27 protein-coding genes are annotated in these 25,297 nt (G+C 36.0%); 25 read left to right on the forward strand and 2 right to left on the reverse strand.

Annotated features, from left to right (window positions below; translation table 11 throughout):
* The first annotated feature begins 65 nt into the window (after positions 1–65).
* The 21 genes from glyQ (at position 66) to BM137_RS04625 (ending at position 20,621) form a co-directional block, all read left to right on the forward strand.
* Positions 66–974: a glycine--tRNA ligase subunit alpha gene (glyQ, locus tag BM137_RS04530; protein ID WP_092479976.1), complete on the forward strand. Its 909-nt coding sequence runs from the start codon at positions 66–68 to the stop codon at positions 972–974.
* 1 nt (position 975) lies between these two features.
* Entirely contained in the window at positions 976–3,045 is a 2,070-nt protein-coding gene (gene glyS / locus BM137_RS04535; protein ID WP_092479977.1) for a glycine--tRNA ligase subunit beta, read from the forward strand.
* Between the two features lie 90 nt (positions 3,046–3,135).
* On the forward strand, positions 3,136–3,501 hold the full coding sequence (locus BM137_RS04540) for a DUF488 domain-containing protein (RefSeq protein ID WP_244887649.1): 366 nt from the start codon (positions 3,136–3,138) through the stop codon (positions 3,499–3,501).
* 30 nt (positions 3,502–3,531) lie between these two features.
* Positions 3,532–5,247, forward strand: a complete 1,716-nt coding sequence (locus BM137_RS04545) for an ABC transporter ATP-binding protein (protein ID WP_092479978.1) — start codon at positions 3,532–3,534, stop codon at positions 5,245–5,247.
* A gap of 91 nt (positions 5,248–5,338) precedes the next feature.
* The gene (locus BM137_RS04550; RefSeq protein ID WP_092479979.1) at positions 5,339–5,869 is read left to right on the forward strand and encodes a transcription repressor NadR; all 531 of its coding nucleotides are present in this window, start codon (positions 5,339–5,341) and stop codon (positions 5,867–5,869) included.
* A gap of 87 nt (positions 5,870–5,956) precedes the next feature.
* Positions 5,957–6,529, forward strand: coding sequence for a hypothetical protein (locus BM137_RS04555; RefSeq protein WP_092479980.1), 573 nt, complete (start codon positions 5,957–5,959; stop codon positions 6,527–6,529).
* 227 nt (positions 6,530–6,756) lie between these two features.
* Complete coding sequence (gene dnaG, locus BM137_RS04560; protein ID WP_244887650.1) at positions 6,757–8,631, forward strand: DNA primase; 1,875 nt, start codon at positions 6,757–6,759, stop codon at positions 8,629–8,631.
* A gap of 75 nt (positions 8,632–8,706) precedes the next feature.
* Positions 8,707–9,813, forward strand: a complete 1,107-nt coding sequence (gene rpoD, locus BM137_RS04565) for an RNA polymerase sigma factor RpoD (RefSeq protein ID WP_092479982.1) — start codon at positions 8,707–8,709, stop codon at positions 9,811–9,813.
* A gap of 617 nt (positions 9,814–10,430) precedes the next feature.
* Complete coding sequence (locus BM137_RS04570) at positions 10,431–11,663, forward strand: S41 family peptidase (protein ID WP_092479983.1); 1,233 nt, start codon at positions 10,431–10,433, stop codon at positions 11,661–11,663.
* 25 nt (positions 11,664–11,688) lie between these two features.
* A complete protein-coding gene (locus BM137_RS04575) occupies positions 11,689–12,435 on the forward strand; it encodes an alpha/beta fold hydrolase (RefSeq protein ID WP_092479984.1) in 747 nt (248 codons plus the stop codon).
* A 69-nt stretch (positions 12,436–12,504) separates the two neighbouring features.
* Positions 12,505–13,056: a GNAT family N-acetyltransferase gene (locus tag BM137_RS04580; RefSeq protein WP_092479985.1), complete on the forward strand. Its 552-nt coding sequence runs from the start codon at positions 12,505–12,507 to the stop codon at positions 13,054–13,056.
* A gap of 101 nt (positions 13,057–13,157) precedes the next feature.
* The gene (locus BM137_RS04585) at positions 13,158–13,607 is read left to right on the forward strand and encodes a GNAT family N-acetyltransferase (protein WP_092479986.1); all 450 of its coding nucleotides are present in this window, start codon (positions 13,158–13,160) and stop codon (positions 13,605–13,607) included.
* A 32-nt stretch (positions 13,608–13,639) separates the two neighbouring features.
* Complete coding sequence (locus tag BM137_RS04590; protein ID WP_092479987.1) at positions 13,640–14,083, forward strand: ASCH domain-containing protein; 444 nt, start codon at positions 13,640–13,642, stop codon at positions 14,081–14,083.
* Between the two features lie 15 nt (positions 14,084–14,098).
* The gene (locus tag BM137_RS04595; protein WP_092479988.1) at positions 14,099–14,944 is read left to right on the forward strand and encodes a GNAT family N-acetyltransferase; all 846 of its coding nucleotides are present in this window, start codon (positions 14,099–14,101) and stop codon (positions 14,942–14,944) included.
* 60 nt (positions 14,945–15,004) lie between these two features.
* Positions 15,005–15,349: a hypothetical protein gene (locus BM137_RS11375; RefSeq protein WP_244887651.1), complete on the forward strand. Its 345-nt coding sequence runs from the start codon at positions 15,005–15,007 to the stop codon at positions 15,347–15,349.
* 44 nt (positions 15,350–15,393) lie between these two features.
* Positions 15,394–15,567 (forward strand): hypothetical protein, encoded by a 174-nt coding sequence (locus BM137_RS11380; RefSeq protein ID WP_244887652.1) that lies wholly within the window; start codon positions 15,394–15,396, stop codon positions 15,565–15,567.
* Between the two features lie 130 nt (positions 15,568–15,697).
* Complete coding sequence (locus tag BM137_RS04605) at positions 15,698–16,177, forward strand: hypothetical protein (RefSeq protein ID WP_092479989.1); 480 nt, start codon at positions 15,698–15,700, stop codon at positions 16,175–16,177.
* Positions 16,178–16,243: 66 nt separating this feature from the next.
* Positions 16,244–17,491 carry a S41 family peptidase gene (locus tag BM137_RS04610; RefSeq protein WP_092479990.1) on the forward strand — a complete coding sequence of 416 codons (1,248 nt, stop codon included), beginning with the start codon at positions 16,244–16,246 and terminating at the stop codon, positions 17,489–17,491.
* A gap of 159 nt (positions 17,492–17,650) precedes the next feature.
* Positions 17,651–19,549, forward strand: a complete 1,899-nt coding sequence (locus BM137_RS04615; protein ID WP_092479991.1) for a S41 family peptidase — start codon at positions 17,651–17,653, stop codon at positions 19,547–19,549.
* A 32-nt stretch (positions 19,550–19,581) separates the two neighbouring features.
* Positions 19,582–20,064, forward strand: a complete 483-nt coding sequence (locus BM137_RS04620) for a GNAT family N-acetyltransferase (RefSeq protein WP_092479992.1) — start codon at positions 19,582–19,584, stop codon at positions 20,062–20,064.
* 89 nt (positions 20,065–20,153) lie between these two features.
* Positions 20,154–20,621 carry a hypothetical protein gene (locus tag BM137_RS04625; RefSeq protein WP_092479993.1) on the forward strand — a complete coding sequence of 156 codons (468 nt, stop codon included), beginning with the start codon at positions 20,154–20,156 and terminating at the stop codon, positions 20,619–20,621.
* 149 nt (positions 20,622–20,770) lie between these two features.
* On the opposite strand, the gene BM137_RS04630 is transcribed toward BM137_RS04625, so the two are convergent.
* Positions 20,771–21,532 (reverse strand): hypothetical protein, encoded by a 762-nt coding sequence (locus BM137_RS04630; RefSeq protein ID WP_092479994.1) that lies wholly within the window; start codon positions 21,530–21,532, stop codon positions 20,771–20,773.
* Positions 21,533–21,868: 336 nt separating this feature from the next.
* On the opposite strand from BM137_RS04630, the gene BM137_RS04635 reads away from it, so the two are divergent.
* The 3 genes from BM137_RS04635 to BM137_RS04645 are packed head-to-tail and all read left to right on the forward strand — an operon-like array spanning position 21,869 to position 22,873.
* Complete coding sequence (locus BM137_RS04635) at positions 21,869–22,096, forward strand: hypothetical protein (protein WP_092479995.1); 228 nt, start codon at positions 21,869–21,871, stop codon at positions 22,094–22,096.
* Between the two features lie 33 nt (positions 22,097–22,129).
* A complete protein-coding gene (locus tag BM137_RS04640; protein WP_092479996.1) occupies positions 22,130–22,423 on the forward strand; it encodes a hypothetical protein in 294 nt (97 codons plus the stop codon).
* A gap of 39 nt (positions 22,424–22,462) precedes the next feature.
* Complete coding sequence (locus tag BM137_RS04645) at positions 22,463–22,873, forward strand: hypothetical protein (RefSeq protein ID WP_092479997.1); 411 nt, start codon at positions 22,463–22,465, stop codon at positions 22,871–22,873.
* Positions 22,874–22,952: 79 nt separating this feature from the next.
* Here BM137_RS04645 and BM137_RS04650 read toward each other — a convergent pair whose 3' ends face one another.
* Entirely contained in the window at positions 22,953–23,717 is a 765-nt protein-coding gene (locus BM137_RS04650; protein WP_177192497.1) for a helix-turn-helix transcriptional regulator, read from the reverse strand.
* Between the two features lie 579 nt (positions 23,718–24,296).
* Between BM137_RS04650 and BM137_RS04655 the strand changes: the two genes are divergently transcribed.
* Entirely contained in the window at positions 24,297–25,244 is a 948-nt protein-coding gene (locus BM137_RS04655; protein WP_092479999.1) for a nucleoside hydrolase, read from the forward strand.
* The last annotated feature ends 53 nt before the right edge of the window (positions 25,245–25,297 follow it).

A 25,297-nucleotide genomic window follows, 5' to 3' on the forward strand; every position in this document is an offset into this window, starting at 1 on the left:
TAACGAACAGTGTTGAGCATAGGGACTTTTTTTATTTTCAAAAAAATTCTAGGAGTGAATCAAAAATGAAAAAAGACAGTTTAACTTTTCAAGAGATCATTTTGACATTGCAAAATTTTTGGTCTGATAAAGGTTGTATGCTGATGCAAGCATACGATACAGAAAAAGGTGCTGGAACGATGAGTCCTTATACGTTCTTACGTGCTATTGGTCCAGAACCATGGAACGCGGCTTACGTTGAGCCTTCAAGAAGACCAGCAGACGGCCGTTATGGAGAGAATCCAAACCGTTTGTTCCAACATCACCAATTCCAAGTTGTGATGAAACCATCTCCTGAAAATATCCAAGAGTTATATTTGGAAAGCTTGGAATTATTAGGCATCAATCCTTTAGAACACGATATTCGTTTCGTAGAAGACAACTGGGAAAACCCTTCTATGGGATGTGCAGGACTAGGATGGGAAGTGTGGTTGGATGGAATGGAAATCACACAATTTACTTACTTCCAACAAGTCGGCGGATTAGAGTGCAAGCCTGTTACCAGCGAGATCACATATGGTCTTGAGCGTTTAGCTTCTTACATCCAAGAAGTAGACAGTGTATACGATATTGAGTGGACTCAAGGCGTAAAATATGGAGAAATCTTTATTCAACCAGAAAATGAACACTCTCAATATGCGTTTAACAACAGCAATCAAGAGATGTTGCTGCACTTCTTTGAAGAGTACGAAAAAGAAGCTCAAAAACAAATCGATGCTGGGTTGGTACATCCAGCTTATGATTACGTGCTTAAATGCAGTCACACATTCAACTTGTTAGATGCACGAGGAGCTGTTTCGGTAACAGAGAGAGCTGGTTACTTAGCACGTATTCGTAACATGGCTCGTTCGATCGCAAAAGCCTTCGTCAATGAGCGTGAAAAATTGGGATTCCCATTATTGAAAGAAGACATTACAGTGGAGGGAGCTGAATAAGATGAGTCACAATGTATTGCTTGAAATCGGATTAGAAGAAATGCCCGCTAACGTGATCACTCAAAGCCGCATCCAGTTAATGGAGCGCGTGGAAAAATTTCTGACAGAAAACCGCTTGTCTTTTGGACAAGTCAAATCTTATTCTACACCGCGCCGTTTGGCCGTTTTGATTCATGATGTAGCTGAAAAACAAGAAGATCAAGAAGTAACCGCTAAAGGTCCAGCGAAGAAAATTGCTTTAGATAACGAAGGAAACTGGTCAAAAGCAGCTCAAGGATTTGTTAGAGGTCAAGGATTAACGCCAGAAAATATTTATTTCAAAGAGTTGAAAGGTGTAGAATACGTTCACGTAGACAAATTCATTCCTGGAAAATCTGCTATGGATATTCTTCCGCAATTGTCTGAAGTCGTGACATCAATGACTTTCCCAGTGAGCATGCACTGGGCAGATCATTCGTTAAAATACATTCGTCCTATCCACTGGATCGCTGCTATGGCAGATGAGAAAGTGATTCCTTTTAAAGTGTTGGATGTAGAAACGTCAAATACCAGCCGCGGACATCGTTTCTTAGGTGAAGATGTTGTCTTCGAAACGGCATTAGATTACGAAGCAGCTCTAAGTGAGCAATTTGTGGTAGCCGACAACGAAAAACGTACTGCTTTGATCGTTAGTCAAATCAATGCGTTAGCTGAAAAACATCAATGGACGGTTCCATTAGACGAAGAGTTACTAGAAGAGATCACTAATATCGTAGAATACCCAACGGCTTTCTACGGAACATTTGATGAATCTTACTTAGCGATTCCAAATGAAGTCTTGATGACTTCGATGAAAGATCATCAACGTTATTTCTACGTGATGAATCAAGAAAAAGATATCTTGCCGTACTTTATTTCTGTACGTAATGGAAATGCGGACCACATCGAAAACGTAGCTAAAGGAAATGAAAAAGTATTAGTTGCTCGTTTAGATGATGCTCAATTCTTCTTTGAAGAAGACAAAAAATTGTCTATCGATGCATGCCTAGAAAAATTGAAATCTGTTACTTTCCATGAAAAAATCGGTTCATTGTATGAAAAAATGCAACGGACTGGACTATTCGCTGAAGTGATCGGGAAACAAATCGGGTTGACTGAACAAGAAATGACCGACCTGAAAAGAGCAGCCGACATTTATAAATTTGATTTGGTAACGAACATGGTAGATGAGTTCCCTGAACTTCAAGGAATCATGGGCGAGAAATATGCCTTATTATTTGGTGAGACACCAGCAGTTGCTCAAGCGATTCGTGAGCATTACCAACCGATTTCTAGTGAAGGTGCATTGCCAACTAGTCGTGTAGGGGCTGTTCTAGCTGTTGCGGACAAATTAGACAGTGTAATGAGTTTGTTTGCTGCTGGAGTTGTTCCAACAGGATCAAATGATCCGTTTGGTCTAAGAAGACAAGCTTACGGAATGATTCGTATCGTTGTCGACAAACAATGGTCATTCCCAGTCCGTACGATTTGGGCAAACATTTCTTCTCAGTTACATGAAAAGCCAGAATTGATGTTGAGCGGATACGCTGAGACACAAGCTGATGCATTAAGCTTCATCAAAGGCAGAATCCGTCAATTATTGACAAGTCTTCAATTGAATTACGGGGTAGTGGATGCTGCTTTAGGTTCTACTCAAGACGATATCTTGCAAATCATTGAGATCGCTCAAGTATTAGAAGCTGAAAGCCAATTAGAAACCTTTAAATCAACTATCGAGGCTGTCCAACGTGCAATCAATTTAGCTGAAAAAGCTTCTGATGAGACTTCTATCGAGACCGATAAGTTCGAAACAGCCAGTGAAAAGAATCTATACGACGCTGTTCTTTCTGTTAAAGAGCGTTATGCTGACTTCTCTGTAAGAGAACGATACGCTGCTTTATCCAACTTAGCGCCTTCCATCCATGAATTCTTTGAAGAAAACATGGTCATGGCAGAAGACGAAACAGTACGAAACAATCGTTTGTCTATGCTTCGTGAGATCGCACAATTTGCATTATCTTTTGCTGATTTAGATAAATTAGTGATCAAGTAAGTTGAATTACCTGCTCCATTAGGAAGAGTCATTTCTAGTGGAGTCCTTTTTTTAACTATCGTACTTGAATAAGGAAAAGGAGCTGTTCATATGTCTCATAAAGTGAAAATGAAACGAGTATATGAAGCTGCATCGTCGACAGATGGGTACAGGATTTTAGTAGACCGTATTTGGCCTCGAGGGATAAAAAAAGAAGCAGCAGCTGTTGACGAGTGGAACAAAGATATCGCACCTACTACAGAAGCGCGGAAATCTTTCCAGCATGATCCGGAAAAGTTTGATTCTTTCAAAGAGAAGTACCTTCAAGAATTAGACGCCAATCCAGAAACACCGACTTTTATTCAACAACTAAACGACTGTTTAAAGACACAAGATGTGACATTGGTGTATGCGGCAAAAGATGAAGTGTATAATCATGTTGTGATCTTGAAAGAATACATTGAGAAAAAACTATAGCGACTAGGGATCGTTCATTAGGGGGATATTATGTTAACACGATTTTTTGATTACTACCGACCGTATAAAACACTTTTTACCATCGATTTCATTTCCGCTGTAGTGGTAGCTGTCTTGGAACTGGCATTTCCAATCGTTGTCAGTCAAGTAACAGATGAACTGCTGCCGACTGCCAATTGGACTTTGATCGTGGCAGCTTCTGTAGGAATGCTGTTATTGTATATCATTACCACATCACTGCAGTTTGTAGTGACGTACTACGGACATAAATTGGGAACGAATATTGAGACTGATATGCGTAGAGACTTGTATTCTCATTTGCAGCGGCAATCTTTTCGATACTTCGACAACCGTGAGACAGGCCAGCTGATCACAAGACTGACTTCTGATCTTTTTGAGATCGCAGAAGTCGCTCACCATGGTCCGGAAGATATTTTTATTACGATTTTCACCTTAACGGGTGCTTTTTATATGATGCTTCAAATCCATACCGGATTAGCGATCGCAACCATTATCTTGGTTCCGTTTATTGCTTTGGCATTAGCTTTTTTCAATAAGCGCATGACGAAAGTCAATACAGATATTTACAACAGCTTAGGGAACTTCAGTGCTGGGATTGAATCTGCTGTTGGCGGTATCCGCGTGGTTCAAGCCTTTGCAAATGAAGCTCACGAAAGTTCTCTATTTGAAGGATTGAACCAATCGTACCGCAAATCTAAAATTTTGTTTTTCAAAATGCTGGGCATCAGTCATGCCTACAATTACTTACTGATTCGTTTAATTAGTTTGTTTGCTTTGTTTTTTGGAGCATACTATACGATCCAAGGAGAAATCAGTTATGGTGACTTCATCGGTTTTATTTTATTAGCGAACGTCTTCGTTAGACCGATAGAGAAAGTCAACAATATGATCGAAAGTTACCCCAAAGGTATAGCAGGATTCAAGAGATTTTCTGAAGAATTGGATCTGGAACCTGATATCAAAGATAAACCAGGTGCAGTAGAAGTCAGTGGTCTCACTGGGAAGATCGAATACAAAAATGTGTCCTTTACTTACGAAGGCAAAACTCCTGTATTAGATGGAATCAATTTAACGATCCATCCTGGAGAGACTGTTGCTTTCGTCGGACCGAGTGGAGCCGGGAAATCAACAATTTGCAATTTGTTGCCGCGCTTTTATGAGATCGATTCAGGTGAAATTACGATTGATGGATACAATATTCAAGATATCACGTTAGATTCTTTGCGTAATCAAATCGGTGTCGTCCAACAAGATGTGTTTTTATTCCCAGGAACGATTCGTGAAAATGTTCGTTATGGGAATTTAGAGGCTACAGATGAAGAAGTTTATAGAGCTATCCGTTTGGCACATTTAGAAAGTGTAGTTCAAAATATGCCTGAAGGTCTCGACAGTGTTGTCGGAGAAAGAGGCGTCAAGCTTTCTGGAGGTCAAAAACAACGATTGTCTATCGCACGGATGTTTTTAAAGAATCCGCCGATTTTGATTTTGGATGAAGCTACTTCAGCGCTGAATACAGAAACAGAGAAAGTGATTCAAGAGTCCTTGAATTCATTAGCAGAAGGGCGCACAACATTGATCATTGCCCATCGTTTAGCAACGATCAAACATGCGACTCGTATTGTGGTAGTCAATGAAGACGGGATTGCTGAAGAAGGAAACCATGAAGAGCTGATGGCTTTGAATGGAGTTTATCGTAACCTTCATGATGCACAATTTGCTTCTTAAACAACAAAATATAAAAGGATCCTCCGTTGTATTATGGAGGATCCTTTTTGTATAATGAATACATTAAGGACAAAAAAGGATGGATAAGATCATGGATGCTGCTCAAAGAAGAGAATCGATTATTGCAAGATTAAGACAAGAAAGCGAACCATTCAGCGCGTCAAAGCTGGCTAAGCAGCTTGGTGTCAGCAGACAAGTGATTGTAGGGGACGTTTCTTTACTGCGTGCTTCTGGAGTAGATATTATTGCAACCCCGCGCGGTTATGTGTTAGACGCTGCTGCCCGGTCGAAAAATACACACCGGCAATATACCGGTACCATAGCTTGTCAGCATACAGGCAACCAGACGAAACAGGAATTGTATGCCGTGGTCGATAAAGGTGGGGAATTGTTAGACGTCATTGTCGAACACCCAATTTATGGAGAGTTGGCCGGGCGGTTGAACATTGCTTCTCGAAAAGACGCAGACCGATTTACGAAACGGGTGCTAGAAACGGAAACAGGATTGCTTTCAGACTTAACCAATGGAATCCATTTACACACCATTGCCTGTGAAGACAGTGAAACGTTTGAAGAAATCAAAGAAGAACTGAAGCGACTAAATATATTGTACGTAAGCTGATTTTATATTGACATTTTTCGGATAACTTATATAATTGTTTTACAGGTGTCAAGACACCTGTAAAAAACCTATAAGGATCGTGAAAAAATGAAAACAAAAACAAATCAGACATTAAAATTAACGTTAACAGCTATATTGATCGCTATCGGGATTTTGATTCCGATGATCAGTCCGGTAAAGATCATTTTAGAACCAGCCTCATTTACTTTAGCGAGTCATGTTGCTATATTTATTGCTATGTTCATTTCTCCAGGAGTGGCGCTGACCGTTGCACTTGGAACAACAATGGGCTTCTTTTTAGGCGGTTTCCCAATAGTGGTAACATTAAGGGCACTGACGCATGTAGTATTTGTAGTCCTCGGTTCTCAACTATTGAAAAAGCGCCCATCTCTACTGAATAATAAAGGTCAATCTCTTCTTTTCTCATTAGGGATCGGTATTGTTCATGCTGTAAGTGAGATTGCAGTAGTTTCGTTGTTTTATTTCGGAGGGAACATGACAGAAGGTTATTATGCACAAGGGTTTATGACTTCAGTATTATTGCTAGTGGGATTAGGCACAGTCATACACAGTATGATTGATTTCACTATCGCTCAAGTCATTTGGTTAGGACTTGAAAAACGGACGAATATCGGTAAAAAAGTAGCCTCCATTCAATAATGAGGATTCGATTCAGAATAGTCTATGAATCCTTAGCAAATGTACGCCGAAAAGCGGATCATATAATATTTTGACTTTGTAATTTAAAGCCTTACATGCTATAATACATTATGTATTGTTGCGTGTAATAATAAATGAAAAATAATTGAGTCGCACTTATTTGATGAGTGCGACTCTTAGATACTTTTACTGTTTATTTAGTAGACAACAGTCTTGAATGGATTGAGGTGGAGTATTTGGCAGTAAGGATTCCTGAAGAGACAATTAATGAGATTCGGCAAAAAACCAACATCACGGATGTCGTAAGTCAGTATGTGCAATTGAAAAAACAAGGAAAGAACTTGTTTGGATTTTGCCCATTCCACGAAGAACGAACACCATCATTTTCCGTTACAGAAGAAAAACAAATTTATCATTGTTTCAGTTGCGGGCGTGGAGGGAACGTCTATTCATTTTTAATGGAAGTAGATGGATTATCTTTTCCAGAAGCGGTCATTAAGACAGCTGAATTGGCTAATATCCCTGTAGATAATGAGTTGTTGCCGCAGCAGAATGGTTTTCAAGCAGCAGGAGACTCGAAAAAAGATCAATTGATCCAAATGCATGAAGATAGTGTGGAGTTATACCACCATATCTTGGTCAATACGACTGCTGGTGAAGAAGCGTTACAGTATTTACTGGATCGCGGATTGACTATGGAGACAATTGAAACCTTTAAAATCGGTTTTTCTCCTAAAGAACGAACAGTGTTGCTGCAATATTTACAAGGAAAAGAATATACAGAGCAGCAGATGGAAGAATCTGGACTCTTTATCACTCGTGAGAATGGGGATAAAATGGATCGATTTTCTAACCGGATCTTATTTCCGGTAGAAAACCAGCAAGGAAAAGTCGTGGCTTTATCTGGCCGGCTGTTCAAAGTGACTGAAAATCCGCATTTCAATGAACCTAAATACCTGAACAGTCCAGAAACGTATTTGTTCAATAAACGAAAAGTATTGTTCAACTATAAGCGGGCACGTTCAACGATCCGAAAAGAAAAAGAAGCAATTCTATTTGAAGGTTTTATGGATGTTATTTCGGCTTATCAAGCCGGTGTGACCAATGCCTTGGCTACCATGGGAACCAGCTTAACGAATGAACAGATTCATATGCTGGATCGAATCACAGATAAAATCGTAGTAGCTTATGATGGGGATAATGCCGGGATTGAGGCAACCAAAAGAGCTACGGATCTTTTGACGGAAGAAACACATTTTGATGTAGAAGTAGTGAGTTTTCCAGAAGGTCTGGATCCTGATGACTACATCAAGCAAAAGTCTCCGGAATCATTTGTTGAATTTGTCCGTCATGGACGAGATACGTTATTCAACTTCAAGATGCGCTATTACCGAAAATCGCTCAATTTAAACAATGAGAGCGAACGGTTGGGGTATATTGAAAAAATTCTCAATGAGATGCTGACAATTCCTTCAGCAGTAGAACGAGAAGTGTATCTGAAGCAGTTGTCTGAAGAGTTCGATTTGACTCTCGAGACACTGAAAGAGCAGTTCCAACAGACGTTCTATGCGTACCAAAGCAAGAAAAACAAAGGGAAACAAACAGAACAGCAAGAGCCGCCCAGAAGAGCAGTCGCTCCTCAAGTTCAACAGCAAAGGCGAACGATTGGGCCGATTGAACGGGCAGAAAGATTATTGCTGAATCGCTTGTTCCATTTTGAAGCTGCTTGGGTACAGCTGAAAAGCATCGATGAACACTTTCACTTTCTTCACGATGAGTACCAAATGCTGTATGTGTTGTTTGAGAGTTTTAAAGAACAGACAGATAATCAAGGAACTGTAGAAGCTTTTATGGATTTCGTAAAAGAACCTGAATTACGGAACCATATTGCGGAACTTGAATTGATGTCTGTGAGTGAAGAAATGTCTAACCAGGAAATTATCGACTGTGTAGATGTTATTTCTAGAAAATCCACTTTAGAAAATCAGCTCAAAGAAAAGCAGCAGCAAATAAAAGAAGCTTCCAGACAAGGAAATCGAGATGAATTGCGTATCCTAATGAAGGAAGTCGTGGATCTATCTCGCTTATTGAAAAACAAGTGAGGTATGGTAAGATCATAATTAATGGATTTAAGTATTTTTTAAATCATTCAGTTGGAAAAGGGGAGGCATTTTTTGATGGCAGAAAAACAAACTGCAAATAAAGAAACGTATGAACAAGCGGTAAAAAGAGTTATCAGCGAGTACAAGGCAAAAGGGATTATCAAGTACAATGAATTAGCTGATCAAATTGCAACGCCTTTCAGTTTAGACGCTACAGATATGGATAATTTAATCCAACGCGTTGAAGATGCTGGAATTGGTGTTGTCGGAGAAGATGGAAATCCTACTGAACGACAACTGAAAAAAGAAGAAGAGGAAGAAAAACCAGAAGATCTGACTGCTCCTCCAGGCGTTAAGATCAATGATCCTGTTCGTATGTATTTAAAAGAAATCGGTCGTGTAGATCTATTGTCTGCCGGCGAAGAAGTTTCTTTAGCTAAACGAATCGAAGAAGGAGATCCTGAAGCGAAACAAAGTTTGGCTGAAGCCAACTTGCGTTTAGTAGTAAGTATTGCAAAACGTTATGTAGGACGTGGAATGCAATTCTTAGACTTGATTCAAGAAGGTAACATGGGATTGATGAAAGCTGTTGAGAAATTCGACTATACTAAAGGGTTTAAATTCTCTACGTATGCAACTTGGTGGATCAGACAAGCAATCACTCGTGCTATCGCTGACCAAGCGAGAACGATCCGTATTCCAGTGCACATGGTTGAAACCATCAACAAATTAGTGCGTATCCAACGTCAATTATTACAAGATTTGGGAAGAGATCCTACACCAGAAGAAATCGGTGCTGAAATGGATTTGCCAACTGAAAAAGTACGTGAAATCTTAAAAATCTCTCAAGAGCCTGTTTCATTAGAAACGCCTATTGGTGAAGAAGATGATTCTCATTTAGGAGACTTCATCGAAGACCACGACGCAACTAGTCCTGAAGACAATGCTTCTTACGAATTGTTGAAAGAACAATTAGAGGATGTATTGGATACTTTAACAGACCGTGAAGAAAACGTATTGCGTTTACGTTTTGGTTTAGATGATGGCCGTACAAGAACACTTGAAGAAGTAGGTAAAGTCTTCGGTGTTACTCGTGAGCGTATCCGTCAAATCGAAGCAAAAGCTCTACGCAAATTACGCCACCCAAGCAGATCTAAGCAATTGAAAGATTTCTTGGAATAAAAATTTAAGCTGTTCATTACATGAGTTTAACTCATGTAATGAACAGCTTTTTTGTTTTTGAAATATGACTAAAGAAAAGTTCTTCATCAAATGAGGTTGATGAGAAAGTTTGAGAGTTTTATGTTCTCACGTTGACAAACTATTTCCTTCGGATAATGTGATGTCTTAAGAATAGCCGTGAGACCGCTTTGAGCCAAATACCGTCTCAAGGCTTGCAAGCTTCAAACTTAGTGTAACGGCTAAAGCCGTACATTAAGTAATTCACATTGCCTCCTTCTTCATGGCTATAAGCCATCCCGTATTCCTACAGAAATAGTCAGTATTACTTTTTTAAAAGGATAGACTTCAAAAAAATTCTTCCGGAATCAGGGCTGCTGAGGAAAAATTATAAAAATTCAGTTAATGACTTAGAATAATTGATAAAAGCAGAAATGATTACTCATAAAGATTCTCTTACTAAGGTTGCCTTTTAGTAAAAGAATTTTTTAACTAATAACATAATGTATACAATAGGCTACATCTTATATGATACAATGATTAAAATAAGATGAAATAAAAATGATATTAAATAAGGGGTTAAAGAATAATTGGGTTGCAAGATCAGAAAGGATTTAAATATGTTTACAAAGGAACAGATTTTTGAAGATATCCAAAAAATTATGGGTGAAGACTATGCAGGATACATAGACTGCAAGCCATTGAATCATCCTGAAAATTATAAGGTATCCAATGACATGAGTGATCAAGAATTTGAAGAAATGATTCAAGATTATTTATTGGATTTTAATGATGGGCATTTATGGCTCTCTGCAAAGAACAGTAAAGTACCATTCATTGGGTTTTCTGTCAGACGGTATGAAGAAGTATTGTATGTTACCAGTAATCAGCAAGAACAGCGCTTAAAAATCGGTGATAAGATTACGATGATTGACGGAGTCAGTATTCCAGAATTAGCCATTACTTATAATAAGCTATTGGAAGATGACATCCCAGAACGCCAACTATGGAATGCTGTTTTGAGTAAATTGAAAACGGTAAAAGTGATCAGTGAAGAGAATTCATACGTATTGACTCTGGCAGATTACGAAAGACTCCCTTATACACCTGAATATTCATTCCAACAAATCAATTCGGACATTGCTTATATTAAGCTGACTGATTTTGCTCAAGAAGCGCCAATTAAAAAGCTTCTGAACAAGAATCAAAAAGCTTTAGAAAGCAGTGATAACTTGATTATTGATGTAAGAGTAAATAAAGGGGGAAACGATTCATTTTACTTTTCTCTATTGGACTACATGTTTGCTGAACCCACTTGGTTTTCAAGTTTATTTGCAGAAGATCAGCAAATGTCTACCAATCATACCGAACGAAATTATCAGCTTTGGATTCCAGTATTGAAGGACTATTTAGAACAAGAGTTGGATGACCTTACAACAAATATGTTGAAAGAAGAAATTGCATTATTTGAGGAGAATAAAGGAAAAGGGTTAATCAAAATGATAGATGATGACGACTACCTAATCAAAGGAAACGCGACACCAGCAAATGTTTATGTATTATCAGATGTTTATTGCGGAAGCTCTGGAGATACGCTTGTTGCAAATGCAAAAAAATCGCCTAAAGTTACGGTAGTGGGACGCTCTACAATGGGTACCATCGATTACGTAAATGTGGTTACTATGGATTATGGGAAATACGAATTCAATTACAGTATTGCGAAGATGGATCAAAAATACGCGACAAATGGCAAAGGAATTGCACCCGACATCTATATTCCTTGGACACCCGAACATCTGAAAGAAGACGTTGATTTAACTTATGTACTTGAATTGATTGAAAAGCAAAGATAACCATATCATCAATAAGGAGGATGTAATGATTTTACATACAGATGTGCGTGGAGAAGGGACGCCTTTAATGCTGTTTCATTCATTTGGCAATACTGGCTCTTCTATGAATGAAGAAGTCATGCAGTTTTTTGTCGATAAAAAGTATCAAGTCTTTCGTCCAGATTTAAGAGGACACGGCGGATCTGTGGGAGAGATAAAAAATTATTTTAGTTATGCGGCAGATGATGTGAAAGATACATTAAATTTTTTTGGAATTAAAAAATGTCATATAGCAGGTGTTTCTTATGGCGGTATTGAAGCACTGTTGTTTGCACAAAAATATCCTGATTACGTGAGTTCACTGACTGTATCAGGCATTTTTCCAATCAAGCCTACAGGTTGGGAGCAAAGCGAACAAGAAGAAGCTGAAGGATTAAAGAGTATTCGATCCAATAGCGATATAGCGTCTATTTTAGACGAGATGCATGGTGATGGTGATTGGAGAAGTTTATTTCAGTCTGTGATTGAAGGTGGAGAAGATTACCCATTTGATCAAGTAAGCAACGTTTCCGATATTAGTGTACCAATGCTCTGTATTTCCGGCGGCTCTTCTAAAAAGGAAGTAGCTAATGCGTTAAATTTCAAGAGACTCAATCCTGATATCCACATTTCTGTCATTCCTTTTGCAGGGCACTTAGTTTCTGAAGATCAACCTTTGATATATGCGCAGACCCTTCATTGCTTTGTAGGCGAAGTAGAGAGAAATAAAAAGAAGGGAACTGATTTGTCGTAGATTATTTTATACATACGACTGGACATTCTAAGTGTCTCAAGACTTGATTTGTTAGGAGCTGCTATATTAATGGATATTGAAATTAGAATGAAAGATAATTCAACGATAACAGACGAAGAGCTGAAGGATATTGAACAGTTGTTTAACAATGAATACACTGATGAAGATGATGTCTGGGAGAAAAATGCTCCTTATGGATTCTCACCGTCAGATATTCGGGCCATGGCTTACATGAATGGTAAATTAATTGGGCATATTGGTGCAGACAAAAGATGGATAGCCGTAGGAAAAAGCAAGGTAAAAGTTGCAGGTATTGGTGGTGTATTAGTAGAAAGAGATTATCGTGGTTTTGGGATAGCTAAAATGTTAATGCATCAGTTGATAAATAACCTGCAACAAAAGGAATATGCTCACTTTGGATACTTAGGTTGTAGAGAAGAAGTTGTTTCTTTTTATAATTCATGCGGATTTGAAAGAATTGACCGAACTGAAACGGTGAAAAAAAACTACTCTAATGAGTATATGACGAGAACCGGTTTTCCTATTCTTATCTGCTCGATTACAAAAGATGTGAGTACATTTCCAACTGGTAATATTTATTTGCATGGTACGGCATGGTAATACTAGGAATGAATAGTGATACATAGATAGAATCAACTTAATTCTTTCAAATCACAAAACTATTAAAGCATACATTAACTTCACTAAGGAAGTGATATGAGATGATTGAATTTGTACCAGTTAATGAAGAAAATTTTAAGGATGTAATCCATTTAGAAATTGCTGAGAAGCAGAAATATTTTGTTGCTCCTAATGTCCATTCTTTAGCGGAATGTTATTTGTATCGCAATAATAATGATGTATTTCCCTATGCTATACAGGACGGAAATAAGGTTGTAGGTTTTCTATTGTTAGATATAGATGAGGATGAAAAAGAAATCATGATTTGGCGTATGATGATTGGAAAACAATATCAAGGGAAAGGCCATGGCCGAGCAACGATAAGAAAAGTTATACAAATGAGTAAAGAAAAAAATAAATACACTGTTTTAATTGCAGATTATGTTAAAGGTAATGAAGTAATGGGAAATCTATTGCGTTCAGAAGGATTTAGAGACTATTCTTTTAATAAAGAAGATAACGAATATGTTTTACATTATGAACTTAAATAATTTTTTAATCTATAGAATGAGAGGGAATATGAATGAAAGCAACAGAATTATGGGAGCAATTTATTAGGGACTATCCAGAACAAAAGAATGCTAACTATGAAGCTTGGAGTTATGGTGCGTATCCTGACGAATTAGCTGAATTAACTTTACAAGGAGTTAAAACGGCTACGACTTCAGGATATGAACTGTATGAAATAGAGGATGAAGCGATACCGCAAGAAAATGAATTAAGCATCATTTTAGATGGAAATGGCAATGCTGTTTGTATTATCAAAATAACAAATGTCTATGTGACTTCTTTCAATAAAGTATCAAAAGATCATGCATTTAAAGAGGGCGAAGGCGATAGAACTTTGGATTATTGGAGAAAAGTGCATATTGACTTCTTTTCAAAAGAATATGCAAATAACAACCGGGTTTTCGATGAAGAAGCTTTAGTAGTGTGTGCAGAATTCGAGGTTGTCTATAAACCTTAGTTAGGAGTGGGCACTATGTTTATTCTATATAAACCAACCTTCGATGAAGCAATAAATCAACTATTAAAAACTACTTCTTACTCTTTAATTTGGGGTAAGGAAGCAAAGATAACTTTTCTATCTATAGAAAACGAAAATCTTATAGGGATAGGAAGCTTATGGAAAAATTCAATTCACCCTTACAGAGAGTACATAGGAATTTATATTCACCCAGACTATCGCAAGAAAGGAATCGGGAGAGAACTTTTTGATCAGTTGTATCTAACTTCAGATACTAAAAAGCTTCAAGTCTCCGTTAAATCAACAGATCATGCAGCTACAAATTTTTTAATCAAGTGTGGATTCGAATTAGTACGGAAATGTTATACACCCAATTTAACGGGAGCGAAAATCAGCAACCTAGAAACATCTCAAGTAAATGGAGAGATCTATTCATTAGGAATGGTGACTGATAAAATTCAGGATCAAGCCTTTAAATTGCAATTGAAAAATTATATAGATTTTCATAAAAGAATCAATCCATTACGAGAAGACATCACAACGGCTCAGTGGAAGGAAATAATAATCGATGATTTAAATTTCCAGGAGTCTAAATTACTTATAAAGAATAAAGAAATTAAAGCTTATGTATTTTGTTACAGTACAGAAAGTGATAACGAGATAGAAATAGGATATATTGGCGGAACTGACATTTACGATATCAAAAACTATATGCAATTTTATAAAAAAGTAATCGATGATCTGATAGCTCAATTTGAGATAGTAAACATTGAAGCTGATGACGTAGATCCTTATGCTTTTGCTACATTGAAATGTTTTAAGTATGATGCTAGTTTGTCATTAGATGCTTATATTTTGTAGAAAGGAACAATGATTTTTTCATCCATTTCAAAAAGTTAAGACAGGGAGAATCTGTTGCTTATGAATAAGGCAATAATTTGGGATCTTTTAGGTACTTTAGGTGCAGATAGTCAGACTCTAATAAATAATAATTTTAAATTCTTTGACCAAGCTGTACTAGCGTTGCAAAAAGCTGACGAGAATGGTTTTCTAAATATAATAATTACGAATCAAAGTCATATCGCTCATGAGCGAATGACACTGGAAGAATACAATGATTCTCTAGGAAAATTATTGAATAAATTAGAAAATGAAGGGGTTAAGATAGCAGAAGTCTATACTTGTCCTCATGCTAGAAAAGATAACTGTAATTGTAAAAAGCCTCTGCCTTTTTTTGTTAGGGAAGCTATAAAAAATATGATTTAGACTCGAAAAAATGTTATGTAGTAGGAGATTCTGGGGAAAATGATATGCTCCTTGCTAAAAATTCCGATATGAAAAGCGTTCTAGTCTTAACAGGTGAAGGAATTGAAAGTTTAACAAAAAATAGGCACTTATGGAATGAAACAAAACCAACTCATATTGCAGAAGATTGTTTAGATGCTATAGAGAAAATTCTTTTTAAACAAATCGAGGATTTATGAAATCTTTTATTCTAGCAGGAGAAAATTCGCCCATTTCTAAAGAACTTTTGCAAAATACATTCAATGAATCTATTGAAGAACCTAATGTAATCTTTGGGGTTATTAAATAAGATGGGGGAGAGGTGATACTGTGAGGAAATTTAAAGATTTAGAATTTGAAGACCAATTACGTTTTTATGAACGGCTATTCAAAACTCCTGTGCTGATAGTTTTAATTTCCTTAATCACATATGAAGCAAATTATGTCCTGATAGGTTATTTACTCCTGATAAATATAATTGCAGACTTAATCTTTTTTGGCATTTTAGATTATCAAAAAAATTATCATTACTATAATTTGATACGAGATGCTGGTTGTTTATTTATAGCAAATTATCTGACAACATCTTTTATGGTTCCAACTATTCTTTCTTTGATGAACAAAGTTGGCCTTTTACCTGCTACTAGCTTTTGGGTGAATTCTGTAGCTGCTATGATATCTGTATGGGTGTTATTTTTACTTTGGTATATAATAATTTGCATTCAAAGAAAAATGTCTCCAAATTTTGAGAATTGGAAGTGGAAGCAATCAGGACTTTTTAGTTCAACATACGGACTTAAGGCGAGATGAAATTCGGAAGAATTAACTATTAAAATTATAACCTATCAGTCTAGGATACTGTAAGAGGAGGCTATTATGCATACAAAAGAAGAAATATTTAAAGATATACAAAAAATTATGAATGAGGATTACGCGGGTTACATCGATAGTCAGGATTTAAATCATCCTGAACTCTATACTGTAGCTAATGACATGAGTGAAGAAGGATTTTTGAACACTATTGAGGAATATTTACTAGACTTTAATGATGGGCATTTATGGTTCGAATCAAAAAAGAAAAATCCAACTTATGTTGGTTTTTCTGTAAGACGCTATGAGAATACTCTATATGTAATAGACGTTTCTAAAGAGAGTAAATTGATAGTTGGAGATGAAATTACTCTCATTGATGGAGTCAGCATTAAAGAATTAGGTGAAATACATCAAAAACGTCTAAAAGATACTATTCCGGAAAGACAGAATTGGAATGCAATTCTAAATAAATCAACTAGTGTACAAGTTATGAGAGGAGATCAATCTTTTGTACTAAATCTTTCCAGTTATGATAAAGAGTATACAAGTGCTGAATATTCATTTAAGCAAATGGATTCAAACACTGCATACATCAAATTAACTGATTTTGCTCAAGAGGCTCCTATCAGAGAAATAATCAAAAATAACAAAGAAACCTTAGAAAAAAGTGAAAACTTAATTATTGATGTACGAGTGAACGGGGGCGGAAATGATTCTTTCTATTTTCCTTTATTAGATTACATTTTTGATCAACCGGTTCATTTCAAAGATTTGTTTGCCGAAGATCAAAATGTGTTCACGAATCATACCGAACGAAACTATCAACTTTGGATTCCAGAATTGAAAGACTACTTAACGCAAGAATTAGATGATTATACAAGAGCTATGTTAGAAGAAGAAATAACCATTTTTGAAAAAAACAGAGGGAGGGGATTGATAGAATTATCTGACGATGACGATTATCTTATTAATGGGCACTCAATGCCTGAAAATGTTTATGTGTTATCAGATGTCTATTGCGGTAGTTCTGGAGATACATTTGTAGAAAATGTTAAAAAATCACCTAAAGTTACGGTAGTAGGACGTTCAACGAGGGGGATTATTGATTATATAAATGTTGTTACAGTAGACTACGGAGAGTACGAGTTTGTTTATAGCATCGCTAAAATGAATCAAAAATACGCAACCAATGGCATAGGTATCTCACCTGACATCTATATCCCATGGACTCCAGAACATTTGAAAGAAGATAAAGATTTAGCATATGTTCTTGAGTTGATTAAAAGTAATTCTTTGAAAAGACAAAAATAGTTTTTAGCCATTCTATCCATTAAATAGCAGCAAGGGATAGAATTTTTTAACAGGCATCAGTAATCTTTAACTATAGTACTCTATTTTTGAAATTACATATGAGAAGGCGAGTACGTAAATTTATTTATCATTAACAATATTGTTTCCGGAGGGCAATCGATGAATAAACCAAAGTATAGACGAATACTTAATGTAAAAACGTGGAAAACTATTTTATGGTGCTTTATTTTCTTGTTTTTAACAGCTTGTCAAACTGAACAAGAATCATCACAGAAAGAAACTTCAGAAGAGAGACTTGGGAAAAATCAAATTGTTGAAAATGAGTATGCTTTCAGCAAACTATATGGATACATTCGCTTTTTTCATCCGAGTGATGAGGCAAGTGATATCAATTGGCACAATTTTGCTATTTATGGAGCGGAAAAAGTTCATAGTTCCCAAACCAATGAAGAATTGAGAGAAACGTTAGAAGAACTGTATTTACCTATTGCACCAACCGTCGTTTTCTATGATCCATCGACGGAAGAGGTTCCTGATATTGATACGACAACTGATGAACTTATTGCTTGGCAACACAAAGGGTTGGCGATGGATGACTTGGCAGGCCCATCTATTTACAGTAGTGAGCGTGTGGAGGCAAAGATAGAGAATGGTGAATTAATATTGAGTGAAAATGCCTTGTTTAATGATTATCCTAGTAAGGAAGATGTTATAAACGTTCAGTTAACAGACGAACTGGCTGTTAGCATTCCTCTAACACTCGGAACTGAGAAGATTGAAGGAGAAACAATCAATAACTTAACGCTGAAAGATACACGAACTCTTGGAGGGACCAAAGATAGTATAAATGCCTTTAAAAATTTACAAAAAGAGTTATCTCGAGTTTCAGAAGACTTAGATGACAAACAAGTTCAATTTGCTGCTACAACAGTCGTATGGAATAATTTCCAACACTTTTACCCAAACTTTCATGTTATGGACACCGATTGGGAAAAACAATTGATAGCTTACTTAGAAAAAACTTATGAGGCTAGTACAAATGAAGATTATAGGAATGTGTTAATGGAATTACTAGAAAAAACAGGAGATGGGCATGCAAATATCAGCGACACTCGGATTCCTTTCACCAGCTCATTAACTTTAGAATCGAGAGAATATTGGCCATTTCAGGTAGATGTTATAGATAGTGAAGTTATTTTGACGGTCACAGATGAGGAGTCACCTTTTGAAGAAGGCGACCGATTGATTTCTATTGGAGATAAGAATGTAAAAAGTTGGTTAGAAGACGTTACGGATTTTATTCCTGGGTCATCACAGTTGAAGGAATATCGATCACTTCAATACGTTCATGAATTATCTGGAGAAGAGATTGTGATTGAAAGAGACGGAACTAAACACACTTTTACAGAGATTGAAAAGTCTAAGGTATCATTAGACGAATTTAAACGAGACAGTCCTTTAAAAGAATTGGAAGACAACATATGGTATGTAAATCTTACTCAACCAGTTTTAGATGAAATAAAAGAAAATAGAACGAATTTGAATGCTGCAAAAGGTATCATTTTTGATTTACGTGGGTACCCATACTCATTTGAAGAAACGTTAGAAATCATTCAACTTCTGACAGACCAAACACTAATTGGACCGATTTTTCGTTTTCATGGAGCAATTTATCCAGATAGAAAATCTCCAATATTAATTGATGAACAAACTGGATTTGAAGCCGGCAAAGGAACTATTAATAGTGAAATTGTATTCTTAAGCTATTCAGGGTCTATGAGTATGCCTGAGTACTTCTTAAAGTATGTAAAAAATAACCAATTAGGAACGATTATAGGAGAAGCTACTGCAGGTGCGGATGGCAATATGTACACATACTCTATACCTGGAAAATTGCTTGGCGGGATTACTATGGCTGAAGTACTCAATACAGATGGTTCTCAAACACATTTAGTGGGGGTAGAGCCTGATATCTGGGTAGATAGAACTAGAGACGGTATAAAAAGTAAACAGGATGAGTATATTAATAAAGCCCTTGAATACATTCGAGCCAAATAGAAAGGTGAAAAGAAAGGAGTTTGTGAAACTATATGGAAAACATCCTTCTTTACCCAGTTCAAGAAAGAAAAGATCTACCGAAGATATTGGAAATCCAAAAAGAAGCCTTTAAACAATTCTACTTAAAATACAGAGACAAAGAAACATCGCCTTATAAAGAAATCTTGCAGGATATCGAAAGAAAATTCGCTATGGCGAATAGTCGATACTATCTTATTCAAGTAAATTTCATTAACGTAGGATTTATTAGGATTATTACAAATAGGAATAAATCAGCGGCTCGAATTTCTCCAATGGCTATACTGCCTCAGTTTGAAAACAGAGGGTATGGAAAACAAGCAATATATGACATTGAAAGTAGATTTCCAACCATAAAAGAGTGGAATTTAGATACCATAAAGCAAGAAACAAAGTTGATTAATTTTTATTTGGATTTAGGCTATAAGTGCTTAGATAAAGAAGTTGTCATTCATAAAGGTATGCACATTTCTTATTTTAGAAAAACCATTCAATAGTAAGTTTACTTTATTAATTAAAATACTTGAAACAAACCTTTATGCGAATATCATTTTTAATTGAATTAAATTTAGGAGGAGAAAACTATATGAATCTACTCTTAATCGTTATTGTTGTTCCCATTAGCTTAATGCTGCATGAAATTGGTCATGGTATTGGGACTGCATTGACTTCTAAAACTCATCATGTACATATTTATTTAGGAGATGTTGGAGACAATAATAAAGAAAACTTTCAAGTAGGGCGATTTCACTTCCATCTTCAATGGGCTTTTAATGGTCGTTGTAGATGGGGAGGGGGATTAAATAAGCAGCAGGCTTTTTTCAGCTTACTTGGAGGACCGATAATGACTGCACTCATTATGATACTATGTGTGTTTCTCCTTAAACTTGATATAGAAGGTTGGCTACGAATTATTTTGATCGCATTTGCGGAGATTAATCTCTATATTTTAATTTTTACTCTTGTTCCTAACCAACTTCCTCGCCGTCTAGGTCCCAATTGGAGTTTTCCTTCAGACGGGTTGCAAATAGTACGCTTATTGAGAAATGAATAAATATATAGGTATATTAAAGAATTTAAAGTAGTTTACAAATCATAAATCAATAAAAATAAACTTCTAGAAAAAGAGCTTGAGGAAGATGACAAGCAGGTTTTTTGGAAGTTTTTTTATTGTTTAAGTGATGACAACTTTTAAACCGGTTATTATTCTTTCTCTAAGTACTGGTCCAATCTTTTTCTAAGGAAATCTTCCTCTTGTTCATTGTAAAATCCAGTTAAAGGAAAATACACTACGTGTCCGGTATTATTCAAGATGCGATGATGGACATATAGATTAAAGCGTATTGCTGCCATAAATATTTTTTTATTTTTTGTTAATGGTTTTCGATGTTTTGTGTGTGATTCTTTGAAAAAAGGAGTCATGGAAAGGACAAGAATATAGCCATCCTTAAAGGGAATAGAACGAATAATATCTTGTTCGATATAAGACACATGGAGCGGAGTGTTTTGCGTAGGAAACTGAGTGTTAAATTGAAAATAATAATTTTGTGGATCTACACTGACTTCTAAAACAGTATCCTGAACAGCAATGTTCTTGGCAGGACGTTTTACTGCGCGTTCATTTGACAGCCAAATAGCATAAAAAAAGACAATTCGGAGGATGAAATAGCCAACCAACAGAGTACTTAGAACAGTTAATAAATTGGATGTGAATGCAGACAATTCTTCAGACGTCAAAAGAAGCTTAGGCAGAGTGTCTTCGTAATAAAAGTTATATTCTTTTACATATTCAACAGCGATAGCTAACAGATAAATCAATCTATATGATAAATAAGCAGCAAATATAGACAAAGCTCCAACTAACCATGTTTTGATATGCACCCAAGGTTTAATTGGTCGAATCAGTTTAGCGAACTCTTTACGATCGTCATTGTTTAATTGATAAGCAATGATATGTTTGTTCATGGATATCCTTCTTTCTAAGGTTTTGAAAAAATGCGAAATGGAAATAATATTTGGAAATTAAGTCCGTATAAAAAACAAAGTAATTATAACATAAGAATTACACGTGGATATAGATAAATAATGACGATTACTTTATTGTAAAGTGAAGTGGCGTACTGATGATTAACTTTTCTATTTATGTTATACCCTTTAGTATTAAGATAATACTAATAGTGTTGGACCTGGTAAAAACCGAATGAATAAAAAAACTTCATTTAGATTGTTTACCATCCCAACTATTCTATCACTGTAATCATTCTCATTATTGATACATATACCAATAAGGCGGCTATATACATGAAAAATTTTATTCCTTATATTACTAAATTTATTTTGACCATCATGTTTTTTTACCATATCAATCAAGTAATCAGTTGCTTTTTTGGTTCTGTTATACCAGCACCGGAGGAAATGAAAGGTGCGATTTTGATTTATTTCTTAATCTTTATCGTTGAAATTGTATTGGCTAATTTGTGCACGTATTTAGTGTTTCGAGTGGCTAAAAAAAAAAATAGTTTAAATTAATAATAGACGATTAATTCTTAAAGGGGGATTTTCTTGAAAAAGCCTAATTACAATAACAGCATCGAGAATAATAAAAGAAATGAATTTAATGCGAATATAAAGAAACATTTCAAAGCTAAATTAGAACAAATATTTAAGGAAAACTTGAGAGTTGTGCCTAAAGTAGCCATAATATTTTCTAGTGCAAATATTATAGGCCAATACCTCGTTAATAGGGAAATCGATCTCAAATCAGTTTTGCTTTCAGCAGTAATGTTTTCAGTTTTGGCTTTATTAGGATTTTTTCCTAAAAGCTCCAAAAAAGAAAAAGCGAAAATTGAACAGTAGTTTTTATACTACTGTATCCTATCAAACAGGGGTGAGACTATGTCAGTAACAATCAAACGTAAGACTGATTTGTCAGGTATAGCATCAAAATTGTCTATTAAGGTTAATGGAGAAAAGGTCACGAAAATCGCTAATGAAGAAGTGGTGAATATTGACATCGATGCTGAAAGCACATTACTGAGAGTGACCCAATTCGGGACTCGAAGCAACCAAATCGAAGTAAAAGATGGAGACGTTGTTGAAATCAACACAACAAAAATCTATTACATCATATTCTTATTTCCTTTTATTTCTCTCTTCGTAAGCAATTTTCTCAAAGATCAACCTTATACGCTAAACACTTTTTTAATGCTATTCCTAGGCATGTTGCTTATTTTATTCTTATTTGAAGGTTATCATTTGAAAAAAATAGATAATAAATCGAGTGAGAAAACTATACCTCAATCATAACTATCTTGTCCATATGGGAAAAACGATACTGCAAATAAACCAACAGCATCATCCTGTTGGTTCATTTGCATTTCTGGATTTACTCAGTCATTAATTCTGCTAAAGAATAAAGATCGTCGTGAGTATTGTTTGAGGAGACTTTGAAGTATTCTATTCCATTGGAATCTTGAATGATTGTATCACTTAATTTTTTGAACTCTTGACTATAACCATAAGCAGAAACAATATAAGTATCTCCTTTTACTTCAATAGTGACATCTTCATACGTAGCAATACCTTCTACTAAACCCATTTCCAACCAACGTCCATGTATTTCACTTATTTCTTCATCTTCCATGTCCAAGGTAATATTTGCCATATAATTCCGGTTGTTCCAAAGAACCAGGCTTTTTTCGTCAAATGACAGAATAGATTGTTGTAATTCGTCGAGTGGAGTGTAATTCATCTCCCATGTGGAATTCAATAGGTCATTTGGCTTCAAACCTTCTTGATTTATATGTGCATTCAATTGGCTATGCTGGTACTGTTTGATGCCATAAATAATACTTGTACTGGTTACGATCAGAAGAAGCACAGCTAAAATGATGCTGGTGATTTTTCTTCGTTCACTTTTCTTCACTTTTTCGGAAATATCTTTGATCACTTGCGAATCCTCCTTTAACAAATCGTCCAGAGGAGTGGCAAACAATTCACTGATTTTTACTAGAGTCTCTAGATCAGGATAAGTTCTGCCGACTTCCCAACTAGAAATCGTTTGCCTTGAAACAAACAAAAGGTCTGCTAATTCCTTTTGAGTTAAGTTGGCTTCTTGTCTTTTTTGTTTCAATCTTTTTCCGATGTCCAAGTCTATTCCTCCTTTTTTCAAGTATACTTTACTGTTGTTTTTCCAGCTAGCAACAAGTTGAAGATTGATTAAAAATGATTGATTTAGTTATGCTACACTTTGTAGAGCCTTGAAACTAAGCCTTTTTAAAGCTTTGAAGCAACTAGTATTGCAAGCCAGATCAGAAATGTTTGATTATAAAAAAACTATCTAAATTATATCATAGAATACTAATGCTGTTTTAATGCTCTAACAACTTAGAAAATATATTTTATACTGCTAAACTTTCAAAACAAATAGTATAAAAAAAAAGAAAGATTGATGTAACAGAGATCCTATTGAAATTAAATTGAAAATTCCGTGTTCATTATTAATAGACAACCTTGAAAACGGCGTTGACATTTTCAGAAAACAACTACATAATCAATAAGAACTAATTCAGCGTTTTAATACAGTCCTGTGAGGCTGACAAGGAAGAATTATGCAAACGGATAGTCTACACTTTTGTACATAAAAGCGGAGGGTCCTTTGTCATATTCATGACAAAGGGTCTTTTTTTTGGACATAAATACTGAATAGTCAATCAAAGGAGGAGTTACTATGCAACGAATAATCATTGACACAGATACCGCTGGAGATGACGTAAACGCCTTATTGACAGCTCTTCATTACTTCAAAGTTGAAGGAGTCACTATTGCTGGAGGAAATGTAGCATTTGACCAAGAAGTAGAAAATGCTCTTTACACCATCCAAGTGGCAAATCCTGGGTATAGAGTACCGGTCTATAAAGGTCACAACAGTCCAATGCTGTCATTTGCGCAAAAAGAGCATAAAACTGTTGAAAATATTCATGGCAATTACGGGATGGGCGATGCGGAATTTGAAAAGGCAGAACAGAGGCCTGAAGAACAGCATGCTGTTGATTTTATCATTGAGACAGTAAAAGCCAATCCAGGTGAAGTTACGTTGTTGGCTATTGCACCATTGACAAATATTGCTATGGCTTTGAAAAAAGACCCTACAATAGCAGCAGATATTCCCCACCTGTATGTTATGGGCGGCACTAACAATACCCTAGGGAACATCACGCCTTCTGCGGAGTATAATTTTTACGTTGATCCTGAAGCCGCACGAATCGTTCTGCATGCTGGTATCCCAATCACCATGATTAGCTGGGATATATGTACTAAGTATTCGGTGATGTATGAGGATGATTTAAACGAAATCGAAGCTTTAAACACAAAAGGTTCTCGATTCTTTATGGAAATCAACAATTTCGTGCGCAGAGCTAATAAAGCGACACACAACATTGACGGGTCGACTCATCCGGATGCTATATTAGTTGCGATAGCAGCCAATGAAGCTCTAATGACTCAGTCGAATCAGTACTATGTCGATATTGAAACTGCCGGAGAACTAACTCGAGGCTACAGCTTAGTTGATACCAATAACGTGACAGGCAATACGCCTAATGTGCGAGTATGCGAGGCAGTTGATCGTGCTGGATTTAAAGCCGCATTAATCGAAGTTTTAAATGCACTAGTGTAAAAAAGCGAACAAACAAAAGACCTCTTTGATTGGTTTCTAAAGAAGTGATTTAA

Source organism: Desemzia incerta (assembly GCF_900115825.1).
Lineage (GTDB): Bacteria > Bacillota > Bacilli > Lactobacillales > Carnobacteriaceae > Desemzia > Desemzia incerta.

Bases quoted from the DNA above. Each gene is read 5' to 3' on its own strand.
- glyQ (WP_092479976.1), top strand. From the start codon at position 66: ATGAAAAAAGACAGTTTAACTTTTCAAGAGATCATTTTGACATTGCAA.
- glyS (WP_092479977.1), top strand. From the start codon at position 976: ATGAGTCACAATGTATTGCTTGAAATCGGATTAGAAGAAATGCCCGCT.
- BM137_RS04540 (WP_244887649.1), top strand. From the start codon at position 3,136: ATGTCTCATAAAGTGAAAATGAAACGAGTATATGAAGCTGCATCGTCG.
- BM137_RS04545 (WP_092479978.1), top strand. From the start codon at position 3,532: ATGTTAACACGATTTTTTGATTACTACCGACCGTATAAAACACTTTTT.
- BM137_RS04550 (WP_092479979.1), top strand. From the start codon at position 5,339: ATGGATGCTGCTCAAAGAAGAGAATCGATTATTGCAAGATTAAGACAA.
- BM137_RS04555 (WP_092479980.1), top strand. From the start codon at position 5,957: ATGAAAACAAAAACAAATCAGACATTAAAATTAACGTTAACAGCTATA.
- rpoD (WP_092479982.1), top strand. From the start codon at position 8,707: ATGGCAGAAAAACAAACTGCAAATAAAGAAACGTATGAACAAGCGGTA.
- BM137_RS04570 (WP_092479983.1), top strand. From the start codon at position 10,431: ATGTTTACAAAGGAACAGATTTTTGAAGATATCCAAAAAATTATGGGT.
- BM137_RS04575 (WP_092479984.1), top strand. From the start codon at position 11,689: ATGATTTTACATACAGATGTGCGTGGAGAAGGGACGCCTTTAATGCTG.
- BM137_RS04580 (WP_092479985.1), top strand. From the start codon at position 12,505: ATGGATATTGAAATTAGAATGAAAGATAATTCAACGATAACAGACGAA.
- BM137_RS04585 (WP_092479986.1), top strand. From the start codon at position 13,158: ATGATTGAATTTGTACCAGTTAATGAAGAAAATTTTAAGGATGTAATC.
- BM137_RS04590 (WP_092479987.1), top strand. From the start codon at position 13,640: ATGAAAGCAACAGAATTATGGGAGCAATTTATTAGGGACTATCCAGAA.
- BM137_RS04595 (WP_092479988.1), top strand. From the start codon at position 14,099: ATGTTTATTCTATATAAACCAACCTTCGATGAAGCAATAAATCAACTA.
- BM137_RS11375 (WP_244887651.1), top strand. From the start codon at position 15,005: ATGAATAAGGCAATAATTTGGGATCTTTTAGGTACTTTAGGTGCAGAT.
- BM137_RS11380 (WP_244887652.1), top strand. From the start codon at position 15,394: ATGCTCCTTGCTAAAAATTCCGATATGAAAAGCGTTCTAGTCTTAACA.
- BM137_RS04610 (WP_092479990.1), top strand. From the start codon at position 16,244: ATGCATACAAAAGAAGAAATATTTAAAGATATACAAAAAATTATGAAT.
- BM137_RS04615 (WP_092479991.1), top strand. From the start codon at position 17,651: ATGAATAAACCAAAGTATAGACGAATACTTAATGTAAAAACGTGGAAA.
- BM137_RS04620 (WP_092479992.1), top strand. From the start codon at position 19,582: ATGGAAAACATCCTTCTTTACCCAGTTCAAGAAAGAAAAGATCTACCG.
- BM137_RS04625 (WP_092479993.1), top strand. From the start codon at position 20,154: ATGAATCTACTCTTAATCGTTATTGTTGTTCCCATTAGCTTAATGCTG.
- BM137_RS04630 (WP_092479994.1), bottom strand. From the start codon at position 21,532: ATGAACAAACATATCATTGCTTATCAATTAAACAATGACGATCGTAAA.
- BM137_RS04635 (WP_092479995.1), top strand. From the start codon at position 21,869: ATGAAAAATTTTATTCCTTATATTACTAAATTTATTTTGACCATCATG.
- BM137_RS04645 (WP_092479997.1), top strand. From the start codon at position 22,463: ATGTCAGTAACAATCAAACGTAAGACTGATTTGTCAGGTATAGCATCA.
- BM137_RS04655 (WP_092479999.1), top strand. From the start codon at position 24,297: ATGCAACGAATAATCATTGACACAGATACCGCTGGAGATGACGTAAAC.